This is a genomic window from Pantoea sp. BAV 3049 (assembly GCF_009765445.1).
In the GTDB taxonomy this organism is placed as follows: domain Bacteria; phylum Pseudomonadota; class Gammaproteobacteria; order Enterobacterales; family Enterobacteriaceae; genus Erwinia.
In genome coordinates, this window is the sequence record NZ_WHOY01000031.1 from 5,029,231 (window position 1) to 5,051,425 (window position 22,195).

19 protein-coding genes and 1 pseudogene are annotated in these 22,195 nt (G+C 53.1%); 13 read left to right on the plus strand and 7 right to left on the minus strand.

Annotation, left to right across the window (positions count from 1 at the left end):
* Positions 1-6 precede the first annotated feature (6 nt).
* Both GSQ70_RS24945 and GSQ70_RS24950 read right to left on the minus strand, forming a co-directional pair.
* Positions 7-999, minus strand: coding sequence for an ABC transporter substrate-binding protein (locus GSQ70_RS24945; protein WP_158785035.1), 993 nt, complete (start codon positions 997-999; stop codon positions 7-9).
* Between the two features lie 42 nt (positions 1,000-1,041).
* A pseudogene (locus tag GSQ70_RS24950) lies at positions 1,042-3,119 on the minus strand (TonB-dependent receptor).
* Positions 3,120-3,438: 319 nt separating this feature from the next.
* Between GSQ70_RS24950 and GSQ70_RS24955 the strand changes: the two are divergent.
* Together GSQ70_RS24955 and GSQ70_RS24960 are read left to right on the plus strand one after the other, a co-directional pair.
* Entirely contained in the window at positions 3,439-4,140 is a 702-nt protein-coding gene (locus GSQ70_RS24955; RefSeq protein ID WP_158785036.1) for an alpha/beta fold hydrolase, read from the plus strand.
* A 135-nt stretch (positions 4,141-4,275) separates the two neighbouring features.
* On the plus strand, positions 4,276-4,713 hold the full coding sequence (locus tag GSQ70_RS24960; RefSeq protein WP_158785037.1) for a DUF3828 domain-containing protein: 438 nt from the start codon (positions 4,276-4,278) through the stop codon (positions 4,711-4,713).
* A gap of 31 nt (positions 4,714-4,744) precedes the next feature.
* On the opposite strand, the gene GSQ70_RS24965 is transcribed toward GSQ70_RS24960, so the two are convergent.
* Positions 4,745-5,677, minus strand: a complete 933-nt coding sequence (locus GSQ70_RS24965) for a VirK/YbjX family protein (RefSeq protein WP_158785038.1) — start codon at positions 5,675-5,677, stop codon at positions 4,745-4,747.
* Positions 5,678-5,937: 260 nt separating this feature from the next.
* Here GSQ70_RS24965 and GSQ70_RS24970 point away from each other — a divergent pair, with 260 nt between their 5' ends.
* Together GSQ70_RS24970 and GSQ70_RS24975 are read left to right on the plus strand one after the other, a co-directional pair.
* A complete protein-coding gene (locus GSQ70_RS24970; protein WP_158785461.1) occupies positions 5,938-6,768 on the plus strand; it encodes an AraC family transcriptional regulator in 831 nt (276 codons plus the stop codon).
* Positions 6,769-6,843: 75 nt separating this feature from the next.
* A complete protein-coding gene (locus GSQ70_RS24975) occupies positions 6,844-7,809 on the plus strand; it encodes a DMT family transporter (RefSeq protein ID WP_158785039.1) in 966 nt (321 codons plus the stop codon).
* An 843-nt stretch (positions 7,810-8,652) separates the two neighbouring features.
* Here the strand turns inward: GSQ70_RS24975 and GSQ70_RS24980 are convergent.
* On the minus strand, positions 8,653-9,048 hold the full coding sequence (locus GSQ70_RS24980; RefSeq protein WP_158785040.1) for a transposase: 396 nt from the start codon (positions 9,046-9,048) through the stop codon (positions 8,653-8,655).
* Between the two features lie 541 nt (positions 9,049-9,589).
* Here GSQ70_RS24980 and GSQ70_RS24985 point away from each other — a divergent pair.
* Positions 9,590-10,846: a polysaccharide biosynthesis C-terminal domain-containing protein gene (locus tag GSQ70_RS24985; RefSeq protein ID WP_158785041.1), complete on the plus strand. Its 1,257-nt coding sequence runs from the start codon at positions 9,590-9,592 to the stop codon at positions 10,844-10,846.
* 8 nt (positions 10,847-10,854) lie between these two features.
* Positions 10,855-11,808 (plus strand): ATP-grasp fold amidoligase family protein, encoded by a 954-nt coding sequence (locus tag GSQ70_RS24990; RefSeq protein ID WP_158785042.1) that lies wholly within the window; start codon positions 10,855-10,857, stop codon positions 11,806-11,808.
* 56 nt (positions 11,809-11,864) lie between these two features.
* Here GSQ70_RS24990 and GSQ70_RS24995 read toward each other — a convergent pair whose 3' ends face one another.
* On the minus strand, positions 11,865-12,146 hold the full coding sequence (locus tag GSQ70_RS24995; RefSeq protein WP_158785043.1) for a YjcB family protein: 282 nt from the start codon (positions 12,144-12,146) through the stop codon (positions 11,865-11,867).
* 766 nt (positions 12,147-12,912) lie between these two features.
* Here GSQ70_RS24995 and GSQ70_RS26210 point away from each other — a divergent pair.
* From GSQ70_RS26210 to GSQ70_RS25010, 3 genes are read left to right on the plus strand one after another with little or no spacing between them, the layout of a single operon-like run.
* On the plus strand, positions 12,913-14,019 hold the full coding sequence (locus GSQ70_RS26210) for a hypothetical protein (RefSeq protein ID WP_158785044.1): 1,107 nt from the start codon (positions 12,913-12,915) through the stop codon (positions 14,017-14,019).
* A gap of 4 nt (positions 14,020-14,023) precedes the next feature.
* A complete protein-coding gene (gene pgaD / locus GSQ70_RS25005) occupies positions 14,024-14,446 on the plus strand; it encodes a poly-beta-1,6-N-acetyl-D-glucosamine biosynthesis protein PgaD (protein WP_158785045.1) in 423 nt (140 codons plus the stop codon).
* Positions 14,433-15,719, plus strand: coding sequence for a diguanylate cyclase domain-containing protein (locus tag GSQ70_RS25010; RefSeq protein ID WP_233268512.1), 1,287 nt, complete (start codon positions 14,433-14,435; stop codon positions 15,717-15,719). Before pgaD ends, GSQ70_RS25010 begins: the two co-directional genes overlap by 14 nt.
* A gap of 48 nt (positions 15,720-15,767) precedes the next feature.
* Here the strand turns inward: GSQ70_RS25010 and soxS are convergent, their stop codons facing one another.
* Positions 15,768-16,196, minus strand: a complete 429-nt coding sequence (gene soxS / locus GSQ70_RS25015) for a superoxide response transcriptional regulator SoxS (RefSeq protein WP_158785047.1) — start codon at positions 16,194-16,196, stop codon at positions 15,768-15,770.
* A 121-nt stretch (positions 16,197-16,317) separates the two neighbouring features.
* Here soxS and soxR point away from each other — a divergent pair, with 121 nt between their 5' ends.
* The 4 genes from soxR (at position 16,318) to GSQ70_RS25035 (ending at position 20,916) form a co-directional block, all read left to right on the plus strand.
* Positions 16,318-16,785, plus strand: a complete 468-nt coding sequence (gene soxR / locus GSQ70_RS25020) for a redox-sensitive transcriptional activator SoxR (RefSeq protein WP_158785048.1) — start codon at positions 16,318-16,320, stop codon at positions 16,783-16,785.
* 44 nt (positions 16,786-16,829) lie between these two features.
* The gene (locus tag GSQ70_RS25025; RefSeq protein ID WP_158785049.1) at positions 16,830-17,492 is read left to right on the plus strand and encodes a glutathione S-transferase family protein; all 663 of its coding nucleotides are present in this window, start codon (positions 16,830-16,832) and stop codon (positions 17,490-17,492) included.
* Between the two features lie 252 nt (positions 17,493-17,744).
* Positions 17,745-19,094 carry an NCS2 family permease gene (locus GSQ70_RS25030; RefSeq protein ID WP_158785050.1) on the plus strand — a complete coding sequence of 450 codons (1,350 nt, stop codon included), beginning with the start codon at positions 17,745-17,747 and terminating at the stop codon, positions 19,092-19,094.
* Between the two features lie 172 nt (positions 19,095-19,266).
* A complete protein-coding gene (locus tag GSQ70_RS25035; protein WP_158785051.1) occupies positions 19,267-20,916 on the plus strand; it encodes a Na+/H+ antiporter in 1,650 nt (549 codons plus the stop codon).
* A gap of 317 nt (positions 20,917-21,233) precedes the next feature.
* Here GSQ70_RS25035 and GSQ70_RS25040 read toward each other — a convergent pair whose 3' ends face one another.
* A complete protein-coding gene (locus GSQ70_RS25040) occupies positions 21,234-22,136 on the minus strand; it encodes a LysR family transcriptional regulator (RefSeq protein WP_158785052.1) in 903 nt (300 codons plus the stop codon).
* Positions 22,137-22,195 lie beyond the last annotated feature (59 nt).

Here is a 22,195-nt window from a genome sequence, read left to right on the forward strand (position 1 = left end):
GGCTCCTCAGGGTTCCAGAATCCCGGCAATCTGCTGAGCGCTGAGCGAAATACCAAAAAAATTTTGATAGAAATCGTGGGTCTCTTCCACCATATCGATATCGGCAAAGCGCTGGGGATAGAGGGTTTTCGCCAGCCAGAGGATCTGTATCGCTTCTTCGCTGGTTTCCCGGCACCACCAGAACAGCCCCTGCGGATTCACATACACCCGATGATGCCGTACCGCAGAAGTTGACTGCCAGGCTGCCGACTCGCGGATGATCTCAGCATCTCTGCGGTTCATGGCAACGATCACTTCAGGGTCAGCGGTCACCACTTTCTCCAATGGAACTTCTGCTGCTCCCCTTTTCCCGGCGGGGAACCACTGTTCCGCAACATTGACCGCACCGGAAAGATCCATCCAGTCCTGATTCAGCGATGGGCGGCCGCTGGTTTTGAGCGGGCTGCCCATACTGTGATAAACCCTGGCGCGTCCTGCCGGAGGCAGATCTTCCAGCCGCTGCTGGATCAGGGCGATATTATGATCAAAATAGCGCTGATAGCGCTGAGCTGTGGCTTCGGCATCCGGACCTAATGCTTTCGCAGTCAGTGTCACCCGCTCGCGTAATGCCGCAATCGAGTTGGCCTGCAGCGCCAGGGTTTTCACCCCTGCCTGAGCCAGAATCTCCGGCTGACTGAGATGCATATTCTGCGGAATAATCAGCAACTGGGCCTTCAGGGCAATCACCTGCTCAGGGTTGATCTCATGAGCGGTGGTGACGCCGATCGCCGGTACCCGTTCGATTCCGGGATAGATCTGGCGGAACAGCGGTATACGCTGTGCCACCGCAGAAGTGCCGACAATATTCTCACCGTATCCCAGCATGGCAATAATGGTATTTTGCGCGGGCCATGGCGTGGCTACGCGGATGTCACTATGCCCTTCAACTGCTGCCATGCCCGTGGCGGGGAGTAACAATACAGAAAGCAGCAGGGCTACAAGGCGTTGTTGAATATTCATGGTAATCCGGTGCCTCCCATCTGGAGGGCACCGCTCCGGTTATCAGAAATCGAACGTCACTGAGGCCCGGACTTCACGACCCGCACCGGGAAATGCGCTGGCTGAACCGCCGCCGCCGTCAGTATCTGAAGGGAAGATCGAAGCCCAGTAGTGCTCATTGGTGATGTTATTCACCGTCAGGCGCAGAGTGGTCGGCACTTTATTCAGTCTGGTGGTGTAGCGGGTGCCGAGATCCAGCGTGGTAAAGCTTTTGGCCCAGTTGGAATTGGTATCGCTGGCGGCGCGTTTGCTGGTGTAGTGAATATTCGCGCTGTAAACCAGCGCCTGCATGAATGGCAGGCTGTATTCCATCAGCATATTTGCCTGAACTTTTGGTACACCCACCACCTGTTTATTGCTGGTGCTGTCTGAGACCGTGTTTTTTAACTTTGGATCGAGGAAGGTGACGCCGCTGTAGATATTCAGATCTTGCCAGATGCTGCCACTGGCGGTCAGGTCCAGCCCCTTATTCACCTGGTTACCCTGTTTTTTGTAGGTCATGTCAGAAGGATCGACATAGGCAAAAGGGGCTCCAGGCGGAACAGCGCCGCACCAAGGTTTATACCACTGAACTCTTTCTTCAGACCGATTTCATATTGCTGGCTGCGATACGGATCCAACGATTGACCCTCATTTTTTACGCCCACCCCGAGCGGCGCAGTGCCTCCCTGTTCCAGTGAATCTGCGTAACTGATCCAGGCCATCAGCGACGGGGTGATTTTGTACATGACGGCCGCATTCGGGCTTAAACCTTTGGCGGTAGTCTCGCCGGTTTTACTTCCCTGCTTGCTGTAGCTGCGGGTTTCCAGCCAGCTCTGGCTCAGGTAAAACATCGTGGACCATTGCGGGGAGAACGTCACGCTGTCGCCGACGGTGATGCTTTGCTGGGTATTCACGCTGGACCTGTAACGGTCACCGTTTTTACGAATGCGTCCATTGCCCGGTTCTTCCATCGGGGCGGGGTGGTAAAAGTTGGAAGTGCCCAGGTCATAACGCTTGCTGGTCCCTTTCGCACCATAAATTGACCAGACATAGCCGTTGGTGGAGAACGCCAGATCGTGTCCGATATCGCCGGTATTTGCGTGACCGTTAAGCGTCACCGTGTTGCTCAGAACCCGAAAACGTCCGGCTGCGGCGGAATCACTGATTGATCGTGCAACAGTGCCGTCATTATCTTTGAGGGTACTGGAGACTGTACGCATAGCGCGATCTGCCTGCTGGAACCCCACTCCCGCAGTCAGCCACCACTCTTCGTTGAAATAGTGGATCAGACGGCTGCTGAGAGTATCCGTGGTCAGATCGTTCCCGGTGGTTGGCAGGGTATAGTTCTTATTTTTCGGATCGGGAGCCGAAGGCAGGTCGATCCCTTTACCGTAGCTGAACCCGCCGACATAACCTTTTTGCAGAAACTCATAGTGGCTGGCATCCAGCTGCAGCTGGGTGCCCGACTGGATATTCCAGTCCAGATCCAGCGAAACCAGCTTGCGGCGGAGCGTGCTGTCATCAACGTTACCTTCGCCTTCCTGATCCACCAGGTTCAACCTGTAGCCGAAGCGCTGCCGATGGTCAAAATGCCCTCCCAAATCCGCAGAGCCGCTGAAGGCATTGCGATTCTGATAGCCCACGCTCACGCGGCGAAGCGGTTCAGCCGTCGGACGTTTAGCCACGAAATTAAACTGTCCTGCCGGGCTGGCCGGGCCGTACAGTGCGCCGGTCAGGCTGTTAATCACATCCAGCCGCTCCAGCATCTCCACCGGGAAGGCGGTAGTGGAGACGATATTCAGCCCGTCGAGGCGACTGTTTGCGGCCACGCTTCCTTGCATTCCGCGGCTTTGCGGGCGACCCACATCCATGCCACCACGGGCCTGCATCTGGCTGCCCGAAGTATATTTCAGCAGTTCGCTGACGCTCTGCGCCTGCTGGTTGGCAATCATCTCTTTGCTGACGGTATTGGTGGAATAGGGCAGATCAGCCCAGGCTCTGTTACCGAGAGGGCCGAGTTCAATGTCAGGAGTGACAAATCCGGCACCGGCCTGATTGGCGGCCACCTGACCGGAAGATTTCCGGGCGGTCACCACCATCGTTGTCTCTTTCTGCGGCTGAGTTTGATTAATTGAAGAAGAGGGTGTATCCGCAGAGGCTGCAGTTACCATCCCGGGCAGAGTGGTCAGCACCGTGACCAGCAAGATCTTATCCATAAGTTTTGCTCCGTTGTGTAGAGCGTTATATTACGATCGCAAGAGTGGGATATTTTGATCTCAGTCAGGCCAGCCTGCGTTCAACATTTGGCGTACCAATAACGTGCGGTAGAGCTGGTTTCTTATTAATCTGCTCATTGATTAAAAGCAATGTTGCAAAACTGTTATCATCAGGACAGTTCAGGCAACGGAGCAGGGTGAAATGGCGGGAATGGTTTTACTGCCGGGCGTGATGTGTGACGCCGGGCTGTGGCAGGAAATGGCAGAGGATCTGGCAGCATTCGGACCGCTGGTTTATGGCGATTTATCCCGTGATGCTTCACTGGAAGAGATGGCGACAAGCGTGCTTTCAGAAGCTCCGGCACGGTTTACGTTGGTGGGGTTTTCAATGGGGGGGTTTGTCGCCCGGGAAATGATCCGCCAGGCACCCGACCGGGTGGAAAGGCTGATTCTGATTGCCACCTCCAGCCAGCAGGATAGCCAGCAGGCACAGTCTTTCAAAGCGTCCACCGCAAAATCACTGTCTGCTTCCCACGGGGCTTTTCGGGGCCTGGGCCATAAAGCCATCGCGCTTTCGCTCAGTGAAAAACATGCTGACAACGAACGCCTGCAGTCTCAAATTCATCAGATGAGCCTGCGAATGGGAAAAGAGGCGTATTGTCGCCAGTTGCTGATGGCGCGCAACAGCGACACGCACCTGCTGAGCCAGATTTCCTGCCCGACGTTAGTGATTGCTGCCCGGCAGGATCGGATGCGCAGCGTGCAGGAATCCCGGACGCTGCATGAGCATATTCCTCATGCCCGGCTTGAAATCATTGATGATTCGGGACATATGTTGCCGCTGGAGCAGCCTGCCGCGCTGATGCAGGTGATGCAGCGCTGGCTGGCAGCTACGCCGGTATAAACATTTACTAAAAATAATGCAGAAACACGCTCAAAAAATGATGTGAAAGGGTAAATTAGCTGAGTTTTTTGGCAACATAGTGCACGGATGCATACGGGCCTTAACAGGAAAGATAATCAGGCAGAGATGGCATTAATGAAAAAATGGTTACTGGCGCTGGGCATGGCGCTGTTTGCTTTGCACGCCGGAGCGGCGGAACAAATTAACGACCCTCAGACTGCCAGCAAAAACTTCTACAGTTGGTATCTCAGCGCATTGAGCAAGGATGAAAGCCCAATCGATGAGCACGATCCGCTGCTGAACGAGTATGTAACGCCGCAGCTGCTGCAAAAAATTTACGTGCTGATTAAAAGCCCGGACGGCATGGATGACGACTACTTTCTGCAGGATCAGGACTACAGCGATGCCTGGGTGGATCACGTCAGCGTCAGCCGCTTCACTATCAATGGCGATACCGCCTCTGGTGACGTGACGCTGGGTAACGATCCTGACGATCAGCAGCAACTACTGATTACCATGCACCGGGATCGTAAAGGCTGGAAAATTGATGACGTAGGAAAAGAGAATAAATAGCCCCGCACAGGCAGGGCTGAAGGCGGGGCGATCAGATATGATCGGCAAACTGCTGGCTGAGCGTATCCAGCAGTTCGTAACGCTTGCGGTATTCTGAGCGCTTCTTGCTGACGATCTCTTCAAGCGGTTTACGCGGGAAGGCGAGTGGGATCTCATAGAGTTTTGACGACAGCGGTTTAGCGTTCAGCGTTTCCCAGAACTCGTTATAGCTGGCATGAAACAGGCTTTTCTTCTTCAGGCGATAGCGGAGGCTCCGGAAGATATGACCGGTATCGCTGACGGCCTGAATTTGTGCAACGCCCGTCGCTCCGCAGAACAACACCAGCGTCTCCATCAGCAGACGTTTCGGGAACAAGCCATAACAGGCTTTGGTCGCCTCCCGGATCATCTCATGCGGCGTGTCCCGGTGGGCACCCTGAATGCCGCCAATCACCACCACTTTATCCTCATTCTGCCGGGTCACGGCAAAGGTCAGCATGGCCAGTTTCACTTCATTAAAGGTGATAAACAGGTTCACTTCTCCTTCGCGCTCGCAGCGGCCGGTACAGGCCAGAGTGATCCCGAACTGCTCGCCATTTTTCCCGCTGAAACGAATTAATTCGACTCCCTGCTCAGTCAGCATTGCCTGGCGCAGACGCGGGGAGGCCAGATTTTTAGTGAAGTCATAGTGATCGATCACCGCCTGCACGCGCCTCATCACCGGCATGCCGCCATAAAGGTAAGGGCGGTGAATCTTGCTCGGTAGCGTGTGCTGGATCGACAAAATATCGCGCATCACCGGCTCTGCTGAAATGGCGTTCACCAGCCGGTGCGTGGGGGCCGGGTAAACCAGAGAACGCATCAGATATTTGACCCGATACTCACGGTCATACCAAAGCTTGCCAGGCTTCAGCTTGCCGTTCACCAGAGACAGGAAAAAGGTCAGGCTGGTCTCCTGACGGGGAGCGAGTGTGGTATCAGACATGATGTGCATTCCTGTGGGAAAACCACAGTGAAGCACCGCCAAACTCAACGCCGTTTAAACTGACCACAGAGGTTGAGGTTATCTTAATGTGGTTGAGTGAATGTTTAAAATGTGAAGATTTTAAGTCAAATTATTTATAATAACCGCTAGTTATTATGTGCTCGTGTTATTAAATGGTGACCATTTTACGGCTGCAGAATGGATTGCTGTTGCCAAAGATCGTAGTCTTAATGCCATTACGGTTGTAGATGGAGGCAACTTTGCAGGGCGTACCGGCACAGTTCAGCTTTGACAAAGACCGCGCCCAGTTCCGGCACCTTGCCGGGTTACCAGGCGTGGAGCTTTATCACGCCCATATCTCACGCTATGCCTTTGAACCGCACACTCATGAAGCTTTTGGTATCGGCACCATCGATACGGGAGCGGAGCGCTTTCGTTATCGCGGCGCACAGCACATTGCACCTGCCCGGTCGCTGGTGCTGATGAATCCCGATGAACTTCATACCGGCGAATCTGCCAGTGAAAATGGCTGGCAATACCGGATGATCTATATCGATCCACAGCAGCTGGAAGCCATAACGGGTGAACGCGGTTGGTGGTTCTCGGATGCGGTACGTTTCGATCCGCAGCGTGCCGTACAAATTTCCCGCCTGCTGGCTGCTTTATGGCACGTCAGGGAGCCGCTGGAAAGAGACGGGATGATGCAGTCCCTGATTGACCTGTTGCGTCCCCATGCCAGAATCGGTGACAAATTCCCCGATGAACCCGCGCATCGCTTCGACATTGTTAAAAGCTTCCTGCGCGATAATCTTTCCTGTTCCCTGACCCTGGCCGATCTTGCCGGGCTGGTCTCGCTCAGTCCGTATCATTTCCAGCGTCAGTTTAAGGCGCAGTTCCATGTCACTCCCCATCAGATGCTGATGGCCTTCCGTCTGTTCCGCGCCAAAGAACTCCTGACCCTGGGGCTGCCCGCCGCCGAAGTTGCCCTTGCCGTTGGGTTGACCGACCAGGCGCACCTGACCAAAACTTTTTCCGGACGTTATGGCATTACGCCAGTGCGCTATCAGAAACAGGTTGTAGCAAGCCGTTAAGCGCAATTTGCTACAATCTTTTTGCCTGTGCACAGCAGACAATGGCGTTTTCTCTTTCTGATACTCAGGATAAAAATGTTTGCTGGTGTTCTCTTTGCCCTCACCGCAGGGCTGATGTGGGGCCTGATCTTTGTCGGCCCGCTGCTGGTGCCGGAGTATCCCGGTGCTCTGCAATCCGTTGGGCGTTATGTGGCCTTCGGGCTGATCGCGCTGCCGCTTGCCTGGCGTGACAGGCAGCGGTTAAGCCTGCTGACACGCAGCGACTGGGTTGAAGCCCTCAAGCTGGCGCTGGTCGGTAACCTTCTTTATTACACCTGTCTGGCCAGCGCCATCCAGCGTACCGGCGCTCCGGTTTCCACCATGATTATCGGGACGTTGCCAGTGGTCATTTCGGTCAGTGCCAATCTGCTTTATGGCCGTCATGATGGGCGGCTGGCATGGCGAAAGCTTGCCCCGGCCCTGGTGCTGATTGCCGGAGGGCTGGTTTTTGTCAACGTGGCGGAATGGCAGGGAGGCAGCCAGCAGGACGATCTGCTGCGTTATCTGAGTGGCATCCTGCTGGCAGTGGTCGCAATGGTTTGCTGGACATGGTATCCGCTGCGCAACGCACGCTGGCTGCGTGAGCATCCGGACCGCAAAGCCACGACCTGGGCGACGGCTCAGGGCATCGCCACTTTACCGCTGGCGGTGGTGGGATATCTGCTGGTCAGCCTGCAATTGCACTTCACCCGCCCCGATTTTTCGCTGCCGCTGGGGCCGCGACCGGAAGTGTTTATTCCGCTGATGATCCTGATTGGCCTTCTCTGCTCCTGGCTGGGAGCGCTGTGCTGGAATGAGGCGAGCCAGCGCTTGCCTACGGTACTGGTTGGCCCTTTGATCGTTTTCGAAACCCTTGCAGGGCTGGCCTATACTTTTCTGCTGCGAAGCAGCTGGCCACCATTACTGACCGCCTGTGGAATCGTCTGTCTCGTGGCTGGAGTGGTTCTGGCAACCAGGATAAAGCCTGAGCCGGTAGTCCAGCAATTAACTGTCTCAAAATGAGGTGATAATAACGGTCAGGGCCGGTTTTTAAATCCCGGTCCTGCTACCGGGTGGCTCCTTCTTTAACCAATATTGTGATATCACCCGCATTTTTATCTCTAATTTTTTTCCTGAAATGCCGTTTTTTTTTCGCCAATCCCCTGGCACAGGAAGCAATTGTTCCTCTATAAGATTAATCGCTAATGCGATTCCTTCCTATTTTGGGACAGTCAATTTTCCCTGTTCATTAGCCGGATGGAAATTTTTGAGACGGTTTTTAATTTATCAAACCACCATTAACTCAAATTTTCCGCCCATTCTCTTTGAATGACAGGTCTGAAACGGCTTTGGAAACATTAGAAATACTGAGTTAAGATCTTGTCTTATGGTTGCTTTTCAGGCGAAATGCAGCCTGATGTTAAGCTTTACTACTTAATTAAAGGCGGTGTCATGGGTGGGGATGTTAAAGAATTGTCCGTTTGATGGGCTGTATCGTCAATTTTGTAAGTGGAATATGAAATCATTTTTTGGAAGATGAGTGAGCATTATGAATCAATGTTAAAATAGAATACATCACTATTTTTGAACCAAAAGGGGGGGTTAGAGCGCTTTAAGTAAGTAGTGCTAATGTCATAATGGGGTGCATTTATCTCTTAGATTTGAGATAAATGCACCATTAACCATATGACTTTAATGCAAAAAAATTTTCTTGCGAAGGTAATCTGACGACCTGGCAGGTGACAGCCGTGATGATTAACTCATCAGGAAAATATGTCGCCTGAAAATGAAAGTATCTTTTTCAATTAACAGTGAGAATATTGTAATTTTTAGCTGGGCGAAGAAAAAATGTGTCGCCCGTCTCAATTAATGATTTTCCAGGTTGTACGGATAATGATACACGCTGCGGCTAATATCCAGCAGCCGGCAGCTGCGGCGGGTACCGATTTCGTAAGTGTCCTGTAAAAAATTAACTGCCTGACGCTTGTCATTGGTAGTAAAGAAGTTTTTCAGGACGCTCTGTAACATTGCCTTATCAGAAGAGAGCGTTAACAGTTCGCGCTCCATAGTGTGCACTTTCTCTTCCAACTCTTTGATTTTTCTACCCTCCTCAGAGAAAAGACCGGCATATTTCTTTTTCCAGCTATAGAAAGTGGCCTCGGAAATCCCCAGATCTTCACAGATCTCCTTTACTTTAACCCCGCACTCCGATGCTTTAATAGCATTGGTGATTTGCTCTTCTGTATATCGTGACTTTCTCATAAATGCTATTACCTTTCTTAACTAAAATGTGATGAGAACAACTTCACTAATTTATGGATCTAAATGTTCCAGGAATTAGCTGAATGTTGTTAAGTTCGCGATTTGAATGGCACACATTAAGTTAAGGTATTATGAAGAAATATCATCATGGGATTTCTCCGATTTTATTTTATTAGAGGCCAGTTAGCTTTCGATATTCAGTTTTTTGTTATAAATTCGTTCGTGTCGGCAGCGAGGGCTGGTGTGTGATTCAGATTAATCCAGCTTACAGAAAAAAAATCTGTGCCAAAATAAAATACCGATTTAGTGATTTGCTGATTTGGTTCACAGGAATTCAAGTCCAGACATAATCAGAATATTCCTGAAGGATGGTAAGTTTAAAATAAATCTTTTGAATAAGAGCGGGTTCGTTTCGTCCGCATAATAAAAAAATTTTCAGAGCTCACTTGAGTTCAGGGTTAGCTTGGCGTGACTTTCTCCCTTGTAGACAAGGACGTACCGAGTATTGGCAATACGTTAAAGCACTACAAAGGATGCTTGGATGAAACACAGTGTCGTATCAAATGCAGCCTGGATGATGTCAGAGAAGGTGGTCTCTGTATTCGGTGTGATATTTGTCACATCCTATGTTGCAAAATCTTTTGGCCCATCCGTTTTTGGTCAAATAGCATTTTCTGCCTCACTTTTTTCAATTGTTCAGACCATTGCTATATTCGGGACTGAAACCATTCTGTTTAAAAGTATCAGCAAAAGTGCGACCAAGGGCATACGCCTGATGGCGGTGGCAAAACAATTGCGTATGGCGTTGTTATTATTACTGTCCGTACCGGTTTTGATTTATGTCTGGTTAATGATGCGGGAAAACTTTCTGGTTTTCGCCATTGCTGCATTTCTGTCATCGCTGTTCGTGACGCAGGATATCTTCAGCGTTTATAACAACGCCAGGCTGGAATCGCGCATGAACACCATTGCCAATGCAACAGGGATGGCGCTCAGTTTTGGGATCAGTTTTACCGTGGCCTGGCTGAAGCTGAACCCCGTGTGGCTCTCGTTATCAATCGTGTCGGTGACACTGGTGCCTTACCTGATCAAGCGAAATATCTTCTTTCAGGCCAACAGCATCAGTCCGCCACCGAAGCGGAAGCACCGTAGCTACCTGCGCTATCTGTTTCATGCCGGGTTGCCGCTGGCGATTTCCAGCGTGTTTATCTCAATTCAGGTAAAGCTCGCACAGTTTTTCCTGGTTGGTGTGGGTTCAGCGCATGAACTGGGGCTGTTTACCGCTGCGAATACGATCTCTGCCTCGTGGATTTTTATCCCTGTGGCAATCATTACATCCAGCTTCTCTGAGATCTTCAGGGAGCGGGCGGATGTGGCAGCGAAGTTAGCTGCGAAGCTGTATGGCTATGTTATGGCAGTCTCATTTTTGATGCTCTTAATCGTCGCGCTGTTTGGCGAGCAGATCGTCCGTTCCCTTTATGGGCATGACTACACACAATCGGGAAATCTCGTTACGTTATTGTCGTTAGCAACATGCTTTTCGGCAATGGGAACAGTAGCTTATCGTTACATGGTGAAAGAAGGTGGGTTTAATTATCTGCTGGTAAAGATCGTTTTACTGGTGGTGATTAGCGTAGCAACCAACTGGTTTTTCATTCGTTCCTGGGGACTGACAGGCGCTGCATGGAGCGTACTGGTTACCGAGCTGTTGTCCCTCACGGTAATGAACTATTTCTTTAAGAATGGCGTCATTCTTAAAATACAGCTTTCCTCACTTAACTACAAAACCTACAAATGAGGTAAAAAATGTTAAAACTCAAAGCACAATTGAGAAACAGCGTCTTATACCTTCTCAGGAAAATGCCGTGGTCTTACCAGGACAGATTTCATTATTATCGTAAATTTAAAAAGTTACCCAATATTCGCCAGCCGAAATTGTTTAATGAGAAAATTCTGTATCGTAAATTTGTCACCGGCGACTATGTTCGTTATGGGATCCTTTCGGACAAAGTATTGGTGAGAGACTACATAGCAAAAACCATTGGTGACGAGTATTTAATTCCCTTGCTGCACGAAACGGATAAGCCCGTTACGCTGTTAGGACTTAAGTCGTTAAAAGATACGGTTATAAAATCCAACCACGGCTCAGGAATGGTGGAAATCCTGCTGGAAGAACCGGATTGTATTCAGAAGCAGTTGCTGATCAAGCGGTGCGAAGAGTGGCTAACCCGTGACTTCTCACTGGAAGCGCGTGAAATCCATTATCGCTATATCAAACCGCGGATTTTGGTTGAGCAGTACGTAGGTGACGGCAAGTTTGCTGCTGTCGACTATAAGTTTCATATGTTTAACAAGAAAGACGGCAACTTTGAGTACGTGCTGCAGATCATCTACAACCGTTGTGGAAACTCACCGCTGTCGATGAACTTCTACGTTAACAGCCTGACGTCGTGCTTCTATAAAATCCGCGATACCGGGTTGGACATCAGCAACGATTTGCCGACGCTGTACAAAGCGCTGGAGCTGAGCAAGAAACTGGCGAATGATTTCGACTACGTGCGGGTGGACTGGTACATCAATGACGGGCAGATTTACTTTGGTGAGCTGACCTTCACGCCGGGCGCGGGGCTGGTGACCGGACTGGATCACGGTCTCAATGAGATCATGGGCAACATGTGGGTGCAGGACCATAAATCTGAGGTTTTGCCAAGACCGGCAGGTGAAGTGGCAGCATTGCCTGTGGTGTTGAAGAAAATCTGAACTGCGCCTGACGACACGACGAGCCGCTTTCTCTCAGAACGCGGCTCGTTTGCATTTTAAGGCATTGGGTAGTCAGCCGGCGTATGGCTCATCACGTCGACAAACACATCTTTGGTGATATGCCAGAAGTTGAGCAGGTTATCCATGCTCAGAGTGATACCCAGCAGGCCGGTCACGAACCAGCATGACATGCCAATCCCGATGCCGGTAAAGATGAATGCCATGCCGTTATGGCTGGTCTGGCGGCACTTCACTTTCAACGTGCTGGCCATAAACATCATCACTGCGCTAACCAGTTCCCATCTCATCAACACCAGGCTGGCGGTTAAGGTACCCATATCTTTTTAAACTCCGCGACAAATCATGCCTGACATTGATCTGCGCCACATGCAGGACAAAAAGTTGCCAGGATTGCTTTTTATCTGAGCTGGCTCAGGAGCCATAGAAGTGTGACGACGGTCACATTATATCACTCGATTTTAAAAATTGAACAATTTTTAGGCCTGGTATGGTAGTTTTTTTGCACCTGATAAAATACACCTTAATTTCCCGTGGGTTATCATTTTTACGTGATTGGGCCTGATGGTATAACAGGCCAGATTAATTTAACTTAGTCAAAAAGTCGGTCGTTTCTCTCACCGCGAATTCTGCCAATTAAGCAATTATTTTTATCATCTTAAGAATTTTATATTTAATTTAAGTAAGTTAGCACTATTTTGAGACGGCCGATGATAATTGTTATCATTTATAAAGTTTAATTTTTCTTGGTATTACCGCTATTTACCGCTGTTTCTGCTGCCAGTAACCTCCCCAAAAACAACTCTTTAATATTGCTAGCAATTTTCAGGATAGATAATCACTTAATTTCCGTTTAGGCATTTTTCATTCTGACTTAAGTCAAATTAACCTCTTTAAGAGGAATCTGACCTGTCGAAAGTTGTACAAGCCGACATTGGGTTGTAGGATTTTTTAAAACAAAAAGTCTTATAACTCATTCCCTTCCATTGCGCGGGGTGAGAATTCCTGTCCCTCAAATAAGCTCGCTCAATAATCGTCATCGTGAAATGTCTTTATGGAGCAATAAAAATTAAATAAGGAGCCTTTGTGTTTTTCAATGGCTGTTTGCGGCTGAAAGGCCTGTTTTATCACCAGAGAACTTCCCTGGCTCTGTGTCTGCTACTGGGTTCATTACCACAGAGCAGCCAGGCCTCGGAAACCTATGACCAGATGATTGTTCAGGCCCGGTCGGGCAACAGCTCACCGGTGCTGGACTGGCTGGCGAAGGAGGCTGACCGCCGTCCGCTGACCCGTGGAGAATTGGCTGACGGGTTGCAGATTGCTGGTTGGGCAAACCAGGACCGCCAGGTTGTCGACATCTGGCAGCGTTATCAGGCCAGTGGGCCTCTGCCTGTGCGGGCCAGGGTGGCTGTTGCCCGGGCTTACCGTAATCTGAAAGAGTGGAATACCTCTTTGCTGTTATGGCATGAGGCTCTACGGGCTGAGCCTGACAATGACGATCTGAACAGCGGGCTGATTATGACGCTGGCGGACAGCGGTGACACCACTTCAGCTCAGCAGCTTGCCCGCCAGCGTCTCGTTGTCAGGCAGACTCCTCAACGTTATCTGGATCTGACCTACGCTCAGCGAGCGGCAGGCAGGGACTGGGACGCTCTGCAAACGGCCAGCGAAGCGAAACGCCATTTTCCTGATGACGTTACCCTGCGCCGCGACTATGTTGCCACCCTTTCGCTGAACCGGGTCAGTGGCCCGGCGCTGCGGAATGCGGCCACTGCCCAACTTCCTGCTGCAAAACAGCGCAAGCTTCAGGCTGATGCAGCCGCACAAGAAGTTCGTATCGCCGTGACTGCCAGCCGTTCGGAGGCTGAGCGTTTTCGTGTGGCCGACCGCGCGCTTGCCGACTACGACCGCCTGCTGGGACTGTTTGTGCCGTTTTACGACCTGTTCCCGCCGGAATTTACCGGCATGGTGCTGGCGGTAACCTGCCTGCTGCAGTTCACCATCAGCCTGCTGATTGAGCGGCGCTACGAGCACAAGCTGGGCAGCGCGCTGTTCTGGGTGATCTGGTATCCGCTGGTGTACTGGATGCTGAGCCTGTTCACCACCCTGGTGGCCTTCCCGAAGGTGATGCTGCGTTCGAAGCCGCGTCGCGCCCGCTGGGAAAGTCCTGATCGTGGCATAGAAAAAGGATAGTGAGATGAAAACACCCTTGATCATTACCGAGCGCGGCTGGTTTCCACGGTTGTTCGATATCGTTCTGACCCTGATTGGCTGGTGCGGCTTCGTCTGGTTGTTCTGCACTGGCCTGCTGGCAATGCTGAAAAATACGCCATGGCTTGGCCCGCGCCCGCTGGTCTCTGAACTGAATACCGTCACGCTGTATGCCGCCATCGCGGTGTTTAACGCGCTGGTACTGATCGGCTGGGCCAAGTACAACCAGCTGCGCTTCCGGGTAGAACGGCGCAGCCGCCGTCCCGGTTTGCGTCCTCAGGAAGTGGTGCAGAGTTTTGCGATCGCCCCATCGGAAGTGGCGCTGCTGAGCCGTCACGACCTGCTGCGGGTGCATCACGATGAGCACGGCCACATCACCGAAGTGGAGGCGCTGCGTGAACCACGTTAACCAGAAGTCAGAACAAAAGCCGCTGCCTACTCTGCGCAAATCACTGCAGCGAATTTATCTGGTAATCATCGTGGTGTCGCTGTTGTTCAGTGGTATCTCGCTGTCGGTGCTGTCGATGTTTGCGCTGCGCAGCTACGCCGAAAACAATCTGCAGCTGGTGGCGACCACTATCAGCTACAGCGTGCCGCAGGCGGTGGCGACGGGCGATGCGGATTCGGTCACGGCCATCCTGCAGGAAATCGGCAGCAAGGCGGAGTTCGGCCATGCACGTATTCTTGATCCGCAGGGGCATCTGCTGACCCGCTGGCCGCCGCCTGATGATGATAAGCATCATGCAGCCAGTCAGCTGGTGTCGCAGTGGCTGTTTCCTGTACCGGTCAATGTACCGATCATGGTGGGTCAGCAGCAGGTCGGGCAGGTGTGGCTTACCGGCAGTGCCAGCCGGGTGTTGCACTATCTCAGTCAGGCGATGAAGTGGCTGGGTGGCAGTCTGCTGGTGACGGCAATGCTGGCGTTCTGGCTGTCGCACCGGATGCATGCTGGTATCCTCGCCGGGTTGCAGAATATCGCTTCGGTGGCACATGATGTCCGGCGGCGACGGGCCTTCTCTCAGCGCGTGCCGTCTTCCTCTATTGCAGAACTCAACAAGCTGAGCGGGGATTTCAACAGCCTGCTTGACGAGCTTTCCGACTGGCAAAATAAACTGCAGCAGGAAAATGACACTCTCGCTCATCAGGTGCGGCACGATGCCCTGACCGGCCTGCCAAACCGCACCGCGTTTGAACAGGAGCTGCAAAAGCAACTGGGCAATCCGCAGACAGCCAGCCAGGTCGCCGTGCTGTTTATCGATGGTGACCGCTTCAAGGAAGTGAATGACCACTATGGCCATGCCGCTGGTGACTGCGTGCTTGCCGCCATGGCTCATCGCCTGCGGAACCGACTGCGTAAGGACGATCTGGTAGCCCGGCTGGGTGGCGATGAGTTTGCCGTGCTGCTGTCATCAATTGAGAACGGCGAACAGGCCGGAAGAGTGGCTGAGAATGTGATAGAGGCGATGCGGGAGCCGATCAAGCTGGAAGATGGCACGCTGATAGCTCAGTCGCTTAGCGTCGGTGTGGCGCTGGCGAAGAACCACAGCTCCGGGGAAGCGATGATTGCTCAGGCCGATGCGGCGATGTACCACATTAAAGAGCTGGGCGGCGGCTGGTATTTTTCACCCTCGTTCTGGGGCCAGCCTCCTGAGGAGGCTCTTAAGCAGCGGGGCAGGGCTTAATCAGCACGGGCGGAATAAATCCCGCCCGTAAGAACTGATTCGCCCGGCTTAATTGCAGACAGTGCAGCCGTTTTTTTCGGCGGCTTTGGGATAGGCCTGAGTCGGAAAATCGCTGCAGTCGAAGTGGTAGCTCGCCGGGCGGCTCAGCGACTGGCGGCGCATGGTGTGACGATACGCAGTAGGCGTCTGAGAAAACTGCCGGCGGAACACGCGAGAAAACGTCTGCTGCGAATCGTAACCATACTGCATGGCAATATCGAATACCGGGCGCTGGGTCTGGCGTAAAGCCTCTGCTGCCAGCGTCAGGCGGCGTTCGCGGATATAGCCTCCCAGCGTCTGTCGGGTCACCGTGCGGAACATCCTTTGCAGGTGCCATTTCGAATAGCCAGATTTGGCGGCGACTTCATCAATAGAGAGTGTTTTATCAAGGTTACTTTCGATCCAGTCGGTAAGAGTGTGGATGATATCGTCATGCATACTTTGTCTTCTCCCTGGTGCCTGGCGGTCGTGGAATAACAGACTGGCGGACAATTTTCATTTCGCCTTCTTAATGGGGGCTGAGTATAATTCCTCAAGTTAACTTGAGGTAAAGAGCTAAATGAAAAAAAGTCGCAACTACCCGAACAAGCGCGAGCTGACGCCGGGGGACGTGGCGCTGCGCTGCGGCGTCGCCGTTTCGGCGCTGCATTTCTATGAAAGTAAAGGATTAATCAGCAGTTTCCGCAATGGCGGCAATCAACGGCGCTATCACCGTGACGTGCTCAGGCGCGTGGCTATTATTAAAATCGCCCAGCGTATTGGCATCCCTCTCGCCACTATCGGCGAACACCTGATGCAGTTCCCGGCCGGGAAAAGAATGACGCCGAAAGAGTGGGCGGTGCTGACGAAGAAGTGGCGTGAAGAGCTGGACAGCCGCATCAGTACGCTGACCCGTCTGCGCGACGATCTGGATGGCTGCATCGGCTGTGGCTGCCTGTCGATGGAAGATTGCCCGCTGCGTAACCCGGATGACCAGCTCAGCGAGCGCGGTACCGGTGCCATCCTGCTGGAGCCAGCCCGGAACTGAGGGCGTCTATACTGAGAGTTCTTCGATTACTACAAGGACTGGTCATGATCACCGTTCACCACCTGAATAACTCCCGCTCACAGCGGGTTCTCTGGATGCTGGAAGAGCTTGAAGTCCCCTATCAGATTAAACAGTATCAGCGGGAATCGACCATGCTGGCCCCCGAATCCCTGAAAAAAGTTCATCCTCTCGGAAAATCCCCGGTGATCACCGACGAAAATCGGGTGATTGCCGAGTCCGGCGCGATCCTTGAATATCTGGTTGAGCGGTATGACGCAGAATATCGCCTGAAACTTCTTAATGAAGATGAACGCCTGCAGTCTCGATACTGGCTGCACTATGCCGAAGGGTCGCTGATGCCGCTGCTGGTGATGAAACTGATCTTCAGCCGGATGGGCAAGCCGCCGGTGCCGTGGCTGCTGCGCCCGATTGGCAGTGCGTTTGGTAAAGGCGTACAGAAGGGCTATCTCGACAAGCAGCTTGCCACCCACCGGGAATTTATTGAACAGCATCTGGCAAAAAACGAGTGGTTTGCAGGCACCCAGTTCAGCATTGCTGATGTGCAGATGAGCTTCCCCATTCAGGCTCTGAGCGCCCGTGGTGGCGCAGACAGCAGCCCGGCGATTCAGACCTGGCTTAATAAAGTGCAAAACCGTGCCGCCTGGCAGCGCGCCCTGCAAAAGGGAGGCGATGTAAACCCCGGCTGAATGGTTTTTTGCCGGTTTTACTCAATCGTTTCATCCCGCCGCACCAGGGCCAGCGGTCATAAGAAAGAGCTATTACGACCGCAACGGACGGATGAGTAGAGTCACAATTGCGTGGCGTCATTGCCACGCCTGAGCCTGGATGGCTGCATTCTGCAAATTTATGCACGTTCGGGAGTTGAAAGTGCACCGATAAAGGCAGGATAATCGTTTGCCTTTCCATAAATCATAAGAAATCTCAGGGGATTTTTCTCAATGTCGACTCCTTCTCATCAGGCCGGCGGATCTTTAGACGCCTGGTTTAAAATCTCTGCGCGCGGCAGTTCCGTTCGTCAGGAGGTAATAGCCGGCCTTACCACCTTCCTTGCTATGGTCTATTCGGTCATTGTCGTGCCGTCTATGCTGGGCAAAGCAGGATTTCCGCCGACTGCCGTTTTCGTTTCTACTTGTCTGGTGGCGGGCTTTGGTTCGTTAGTTATGGGTTTGTGGGCCAATCTGCCAATGGCGATCGGCTGCGCGATCTCCCTGACCGCGTTTACCGCGTTCAGTCTGGTGCTGGGCCAGCATATCAGCGTGCCTGTTGCGCTGGGTGCCGTGTTCCTGATGGGCGTACTGTTTACCGTTATTTCGGCTACCGGCATTCGTGCCTGGATCCTGCGTAACCTGCCAATGGGCGTGGCGCACGGTACCGGCGTGGGGATCGGTCTGTTCCTGCTGCTGATCGCTGCTGATGGTGTGGGCCTGGTGGTTAAAAACCCGGCACCTGGCCTGCCCGTGGCGCTGGGTGATTTCGCGTCCTTTCCGGTAATGATGTCGTTGCTGGGTCTGGCGGTGATTTTCGGCCTGGAAAAACTGCGCGTGCCGGGTGGCATTCTGCTGACCATGATCGCCATTTCAGTGCTGGGCCTGATCTTCGATCCGACGGTGAAGTATCAGGGGCTGTTTGCCATGCCTTCGCTGTCTGATGCGCAGGGCAATTCGCTGGTGTTCAGTCTGGATATCCTGGGAGCGTTGAAACCTGCCGTGCTGCCAAGCGTTCTGGCGCTGGTGATGACCGCCGTGTTTGATGCCACCGGTACCATTCGCGCGGTAGCGGGACAGGCTAACCTGCTGGATAAAGACAACCAGATTATCAATGGCGGCAAAGCACTGACCACGGATTCCCTGAGCAGCGTGTTCTCTGGTCTGGTGGGTGGCGCACCTGCGGCTGTGTATATCGAGTCTGCGGCGGGTACGGCGGCGGGTGGTAAAACCGGTCTGACGGCGATTGTGGTTGGCGTGCTGTTCCTGCTGATCCTGTTCCTGTCGCCGCTGGCTTACCTGGTGCCGGGTTATGCCACTGCACCTGCGCTGATGTACGTTGGTTTGCTGATGCTGAGCAACGTCTCCAAAATCGACTTCAGTGATTTTGTGGACGCCATGTCTGGCCTGCTGGCTGCGGTGTTTATCGTACTGACCTGCAACATTGTGACCGGCATCATGCTGGGCTTTGGCTCACTGGTGATTGGCCGTATCTTTGCCGGTGAGTGGCGCAAGCTGAACGTCGGAACGGTGGTGATTGCTGTCGCGCTGGTGGCTTTCTACGCTGGCGGCTGGGCGATTTAACCCTTCTCTCTGAGAGGCCGGTAGCCCGGCCTCTTTTGTCTGAAATTACCGCACTTTTCTTACTTTTAGCGCATTTCCTGTTTTTAAACGGTTCCCATTTTTGTTTTACTATCAGTTAAGGCCTGCCCGGAGCAGGTTTGTGACAAAAACCTGGAAGCTATGTAAGGACAACATGGAAATCTTTTTTACTATTTTGATACTGACGCTGATGGTGTCGCTATCTGGCGTTGCAGCCCGTATTATTCCTTTTCAAATCCCCCTGCCGTTAGTGCAGATCGTTTTGGGCGCACTGCTCGCCTGGCCGACCTTTGGCCTGCACGTCGATTTCGACCCCGAGCTGTTCCTCGTGCTGTTTATCCCGCCGCTGCTGTTCGCTGACGGCTGGAAAACGCCAACCAGCGAGTTTCTGCACCACGGACGGGAGATTATCGGCCTTGCGCTGGTGCTGGTGCTGATTACCGTGGTCGGGATTGGTTATCTGATTTACTGGCTGGTACCGGGCATTCCGCTACTGCCAGCCTTTGCTCTGGCGGCGGTGCTGTCGCCAACCGATGCCGTGGCACTCTCCGGGATCGTCGGAGAAGGGCGCATTCCGAAGAAAATTATGTCGATTCTGCAGGGCGAGGCGCTGATGAACGATGCGTCTGGCCTGGTATCGCTGAAGTTTGCCGTCGCGGTGGCGATGGGAACAATGGTGTTTACCGTTTCCGGTGCGTCGATTGAGTTCGTTAAAGTGGCGGTCGGTGGCCTGCTGGCGGGTATCGCTATCTGCTGGCTGTACGGTAAATCGCTGCGCCTGTTCAGCCGCTGGAGCGGTGACGATCCGGCCACGCAGACGGTGCTGCTGCTGCTGCTGCCGTTTGCTTCCTACCTGATCGCTGAACATATCGGCGTTTCCGGCATCCTGGCGGCCGTGGCGGCGGGGATGACCATCACCCGTTCCGGCATTATCCGTCAGGCTCCGCTGGCGATGCGGTTGCGTGCCAACAGCGTCTGGCAGATGCTGGAGTTTGTGTTTAACGGTATGGTATTCCTGATGCTGGGCCTGCAGCTGCCGGATATCCTGCAGATTTCCGTTACCCAGGCGGATGCCGATCCGAATGTGGATCTGTGGATGCTGGTGCTGTCGGTGGTGCTGGTGTATGCCGCGCTGATGGTGGTGCGCTTTGCGTGGCTTTGGACCATGCGTCTGATCAGCAAACGTCTGCTGCGCAACAACCCGATGGAGTTCACCAGCTATTCACTGCGTGAGCTGCTGATTGCCTCTTTTGCCGGTGTACGCGGAGCGATCACGCTTGCCGGTGTGCTCTCTATTCCTCTGTTCCTGACCAACGGGGATGCGTTCCCGGCCCGATATGAGCTGGTGTTCATTGCGACAGGGGTTATTCTGTTTTCCCTGCTGGTGGGGGTGCTGTTGCTGCCGTTGCTGCTGCGGGGAGTGGAAGGGATGGACAAAACCGCCCATCGCCATGAGATGCAGATGGCCCGTGCGGTGATGGCCGGAACAGCAATCGAGAGTCTGCATAAGATGGAAGAGCGTCTGACAGCGGATACCGAGGAGAACATCGATCCTGAGCTGGTGAAAGAGATCAGTTCAAGGGTGATTGGCAATATGCGTCGCCGGGTGGATGGCAAGGACGATCTGGAGCGTTCGCTGTACGCCGAAAATCTGGAACGTCGCTTCCGCCTGACGGCATTACGAGCCGAGCGCGGCGAACTGTATCACCTGCGTGCCACGCAAAAGATCAGCAACGAGACGATGCAGAAGATGCTGCACGATCTCGACCTGCTGGAAACGCTGCTGATAGAGAAAGAAGAGTAGTTCTTAAAATGAACAAAGGCAGGGTGGTCAGCCCTGCCTTTGTTCAGGTTCCGTCGGCCCTTACGGGCGTCCGGTCAGCTGCTTGATGGCAACAATAATCTGCAATGTGATGTGGATAATCTCCAGCGTCACAGGGATCGAGGTCAGACTTATCACCTGGCAGTCTCCACTTTTGAAGAGTGCCACCCGCCGCAAGTGCTTTTGGGTTCCCCCTTGCGGCGTGTATCAGCCGATCAGGCGGCACAGTTAGGGAGCAGGTCACCAGCCTTAACCGGAACAGAAAAAAACCGACTTACCAGGTCGGTTTTTTTTCGCCCCTAAAGCGAAAGCGTCGGTGTCTCACCAGGCCAGAACTCCCGGCAACAGGCGATCCATGCCTGGGCGCTTTTCGACAGGTAGCTGCCTTCCCGCCAGATCAGCCCCAGTTTCCACACCAGGTCCGACTCCAGCGGCAGCCACAGCAGCTGGCTCTTGTCCAGGCGCTGACAGATTGGCTCCGGCAGGATCGCCACCCCCATTCCTGCCTGCACCATCGCCGCCAGAAAATCCCACTGCCCGCTGCGTACCGCAATGTGTGGCGCAAAGCCGCTGGCCTGAAAAGCGCGCATCAGCTGGCGGTTCAGCGAAAACTCCTCGTTGTAAATCAGGATCGGATGCCCGGCCAGTTCGGCAATCGGGATGTGGCTGCGGCGCAGCCATTCGGTGGTGCGGGGCACCAGAACGCAGAGTGGGTGGCTCATCAGCGGCAGCGCGTTGAGCGGTAAATCGTCGGCCACCGGCAGAGCGGTCATGGCAATATCGAGGCTGCCCGACAGGACCGCCTGCTGGACTGTCAGCCCGCCGAATTCTGAGATTTTTAGTTCCACTCCCGGGTAGCGGTGGCGGAACGCGGAAATCGATCCGGCGATCTGCATTCCCACCATCGGTGGAATGCCCAGCCGCAGCTCGCCGGTCTTCAGATCGTTAATGTCGCTGATTTCCGCCTCAAGCTGCTTGAACTCCTGCAGGATGGTCATCCCGCGCTGATAGACCGCCTGTCCGGTATCGGTCAGATGCAGCTTGCGCCCTTCGCGGATCAGTAGCGTGCAGCCAAGCTCGTCTTCGAGCTGACGCAGCATCTTACTGATGGTGGGCTGGGTGACATAAAGCTGTTCTGCCGCACGGGTAAAGCTTTGCTGGCGCACCACTTCGACAAAATAACGCAGGGCCCGGACGTCCATAAATATTCCTGTAAGGCATAGTTTGAATAATATTAAGTCATTTTTTTCACCCTTTGTTA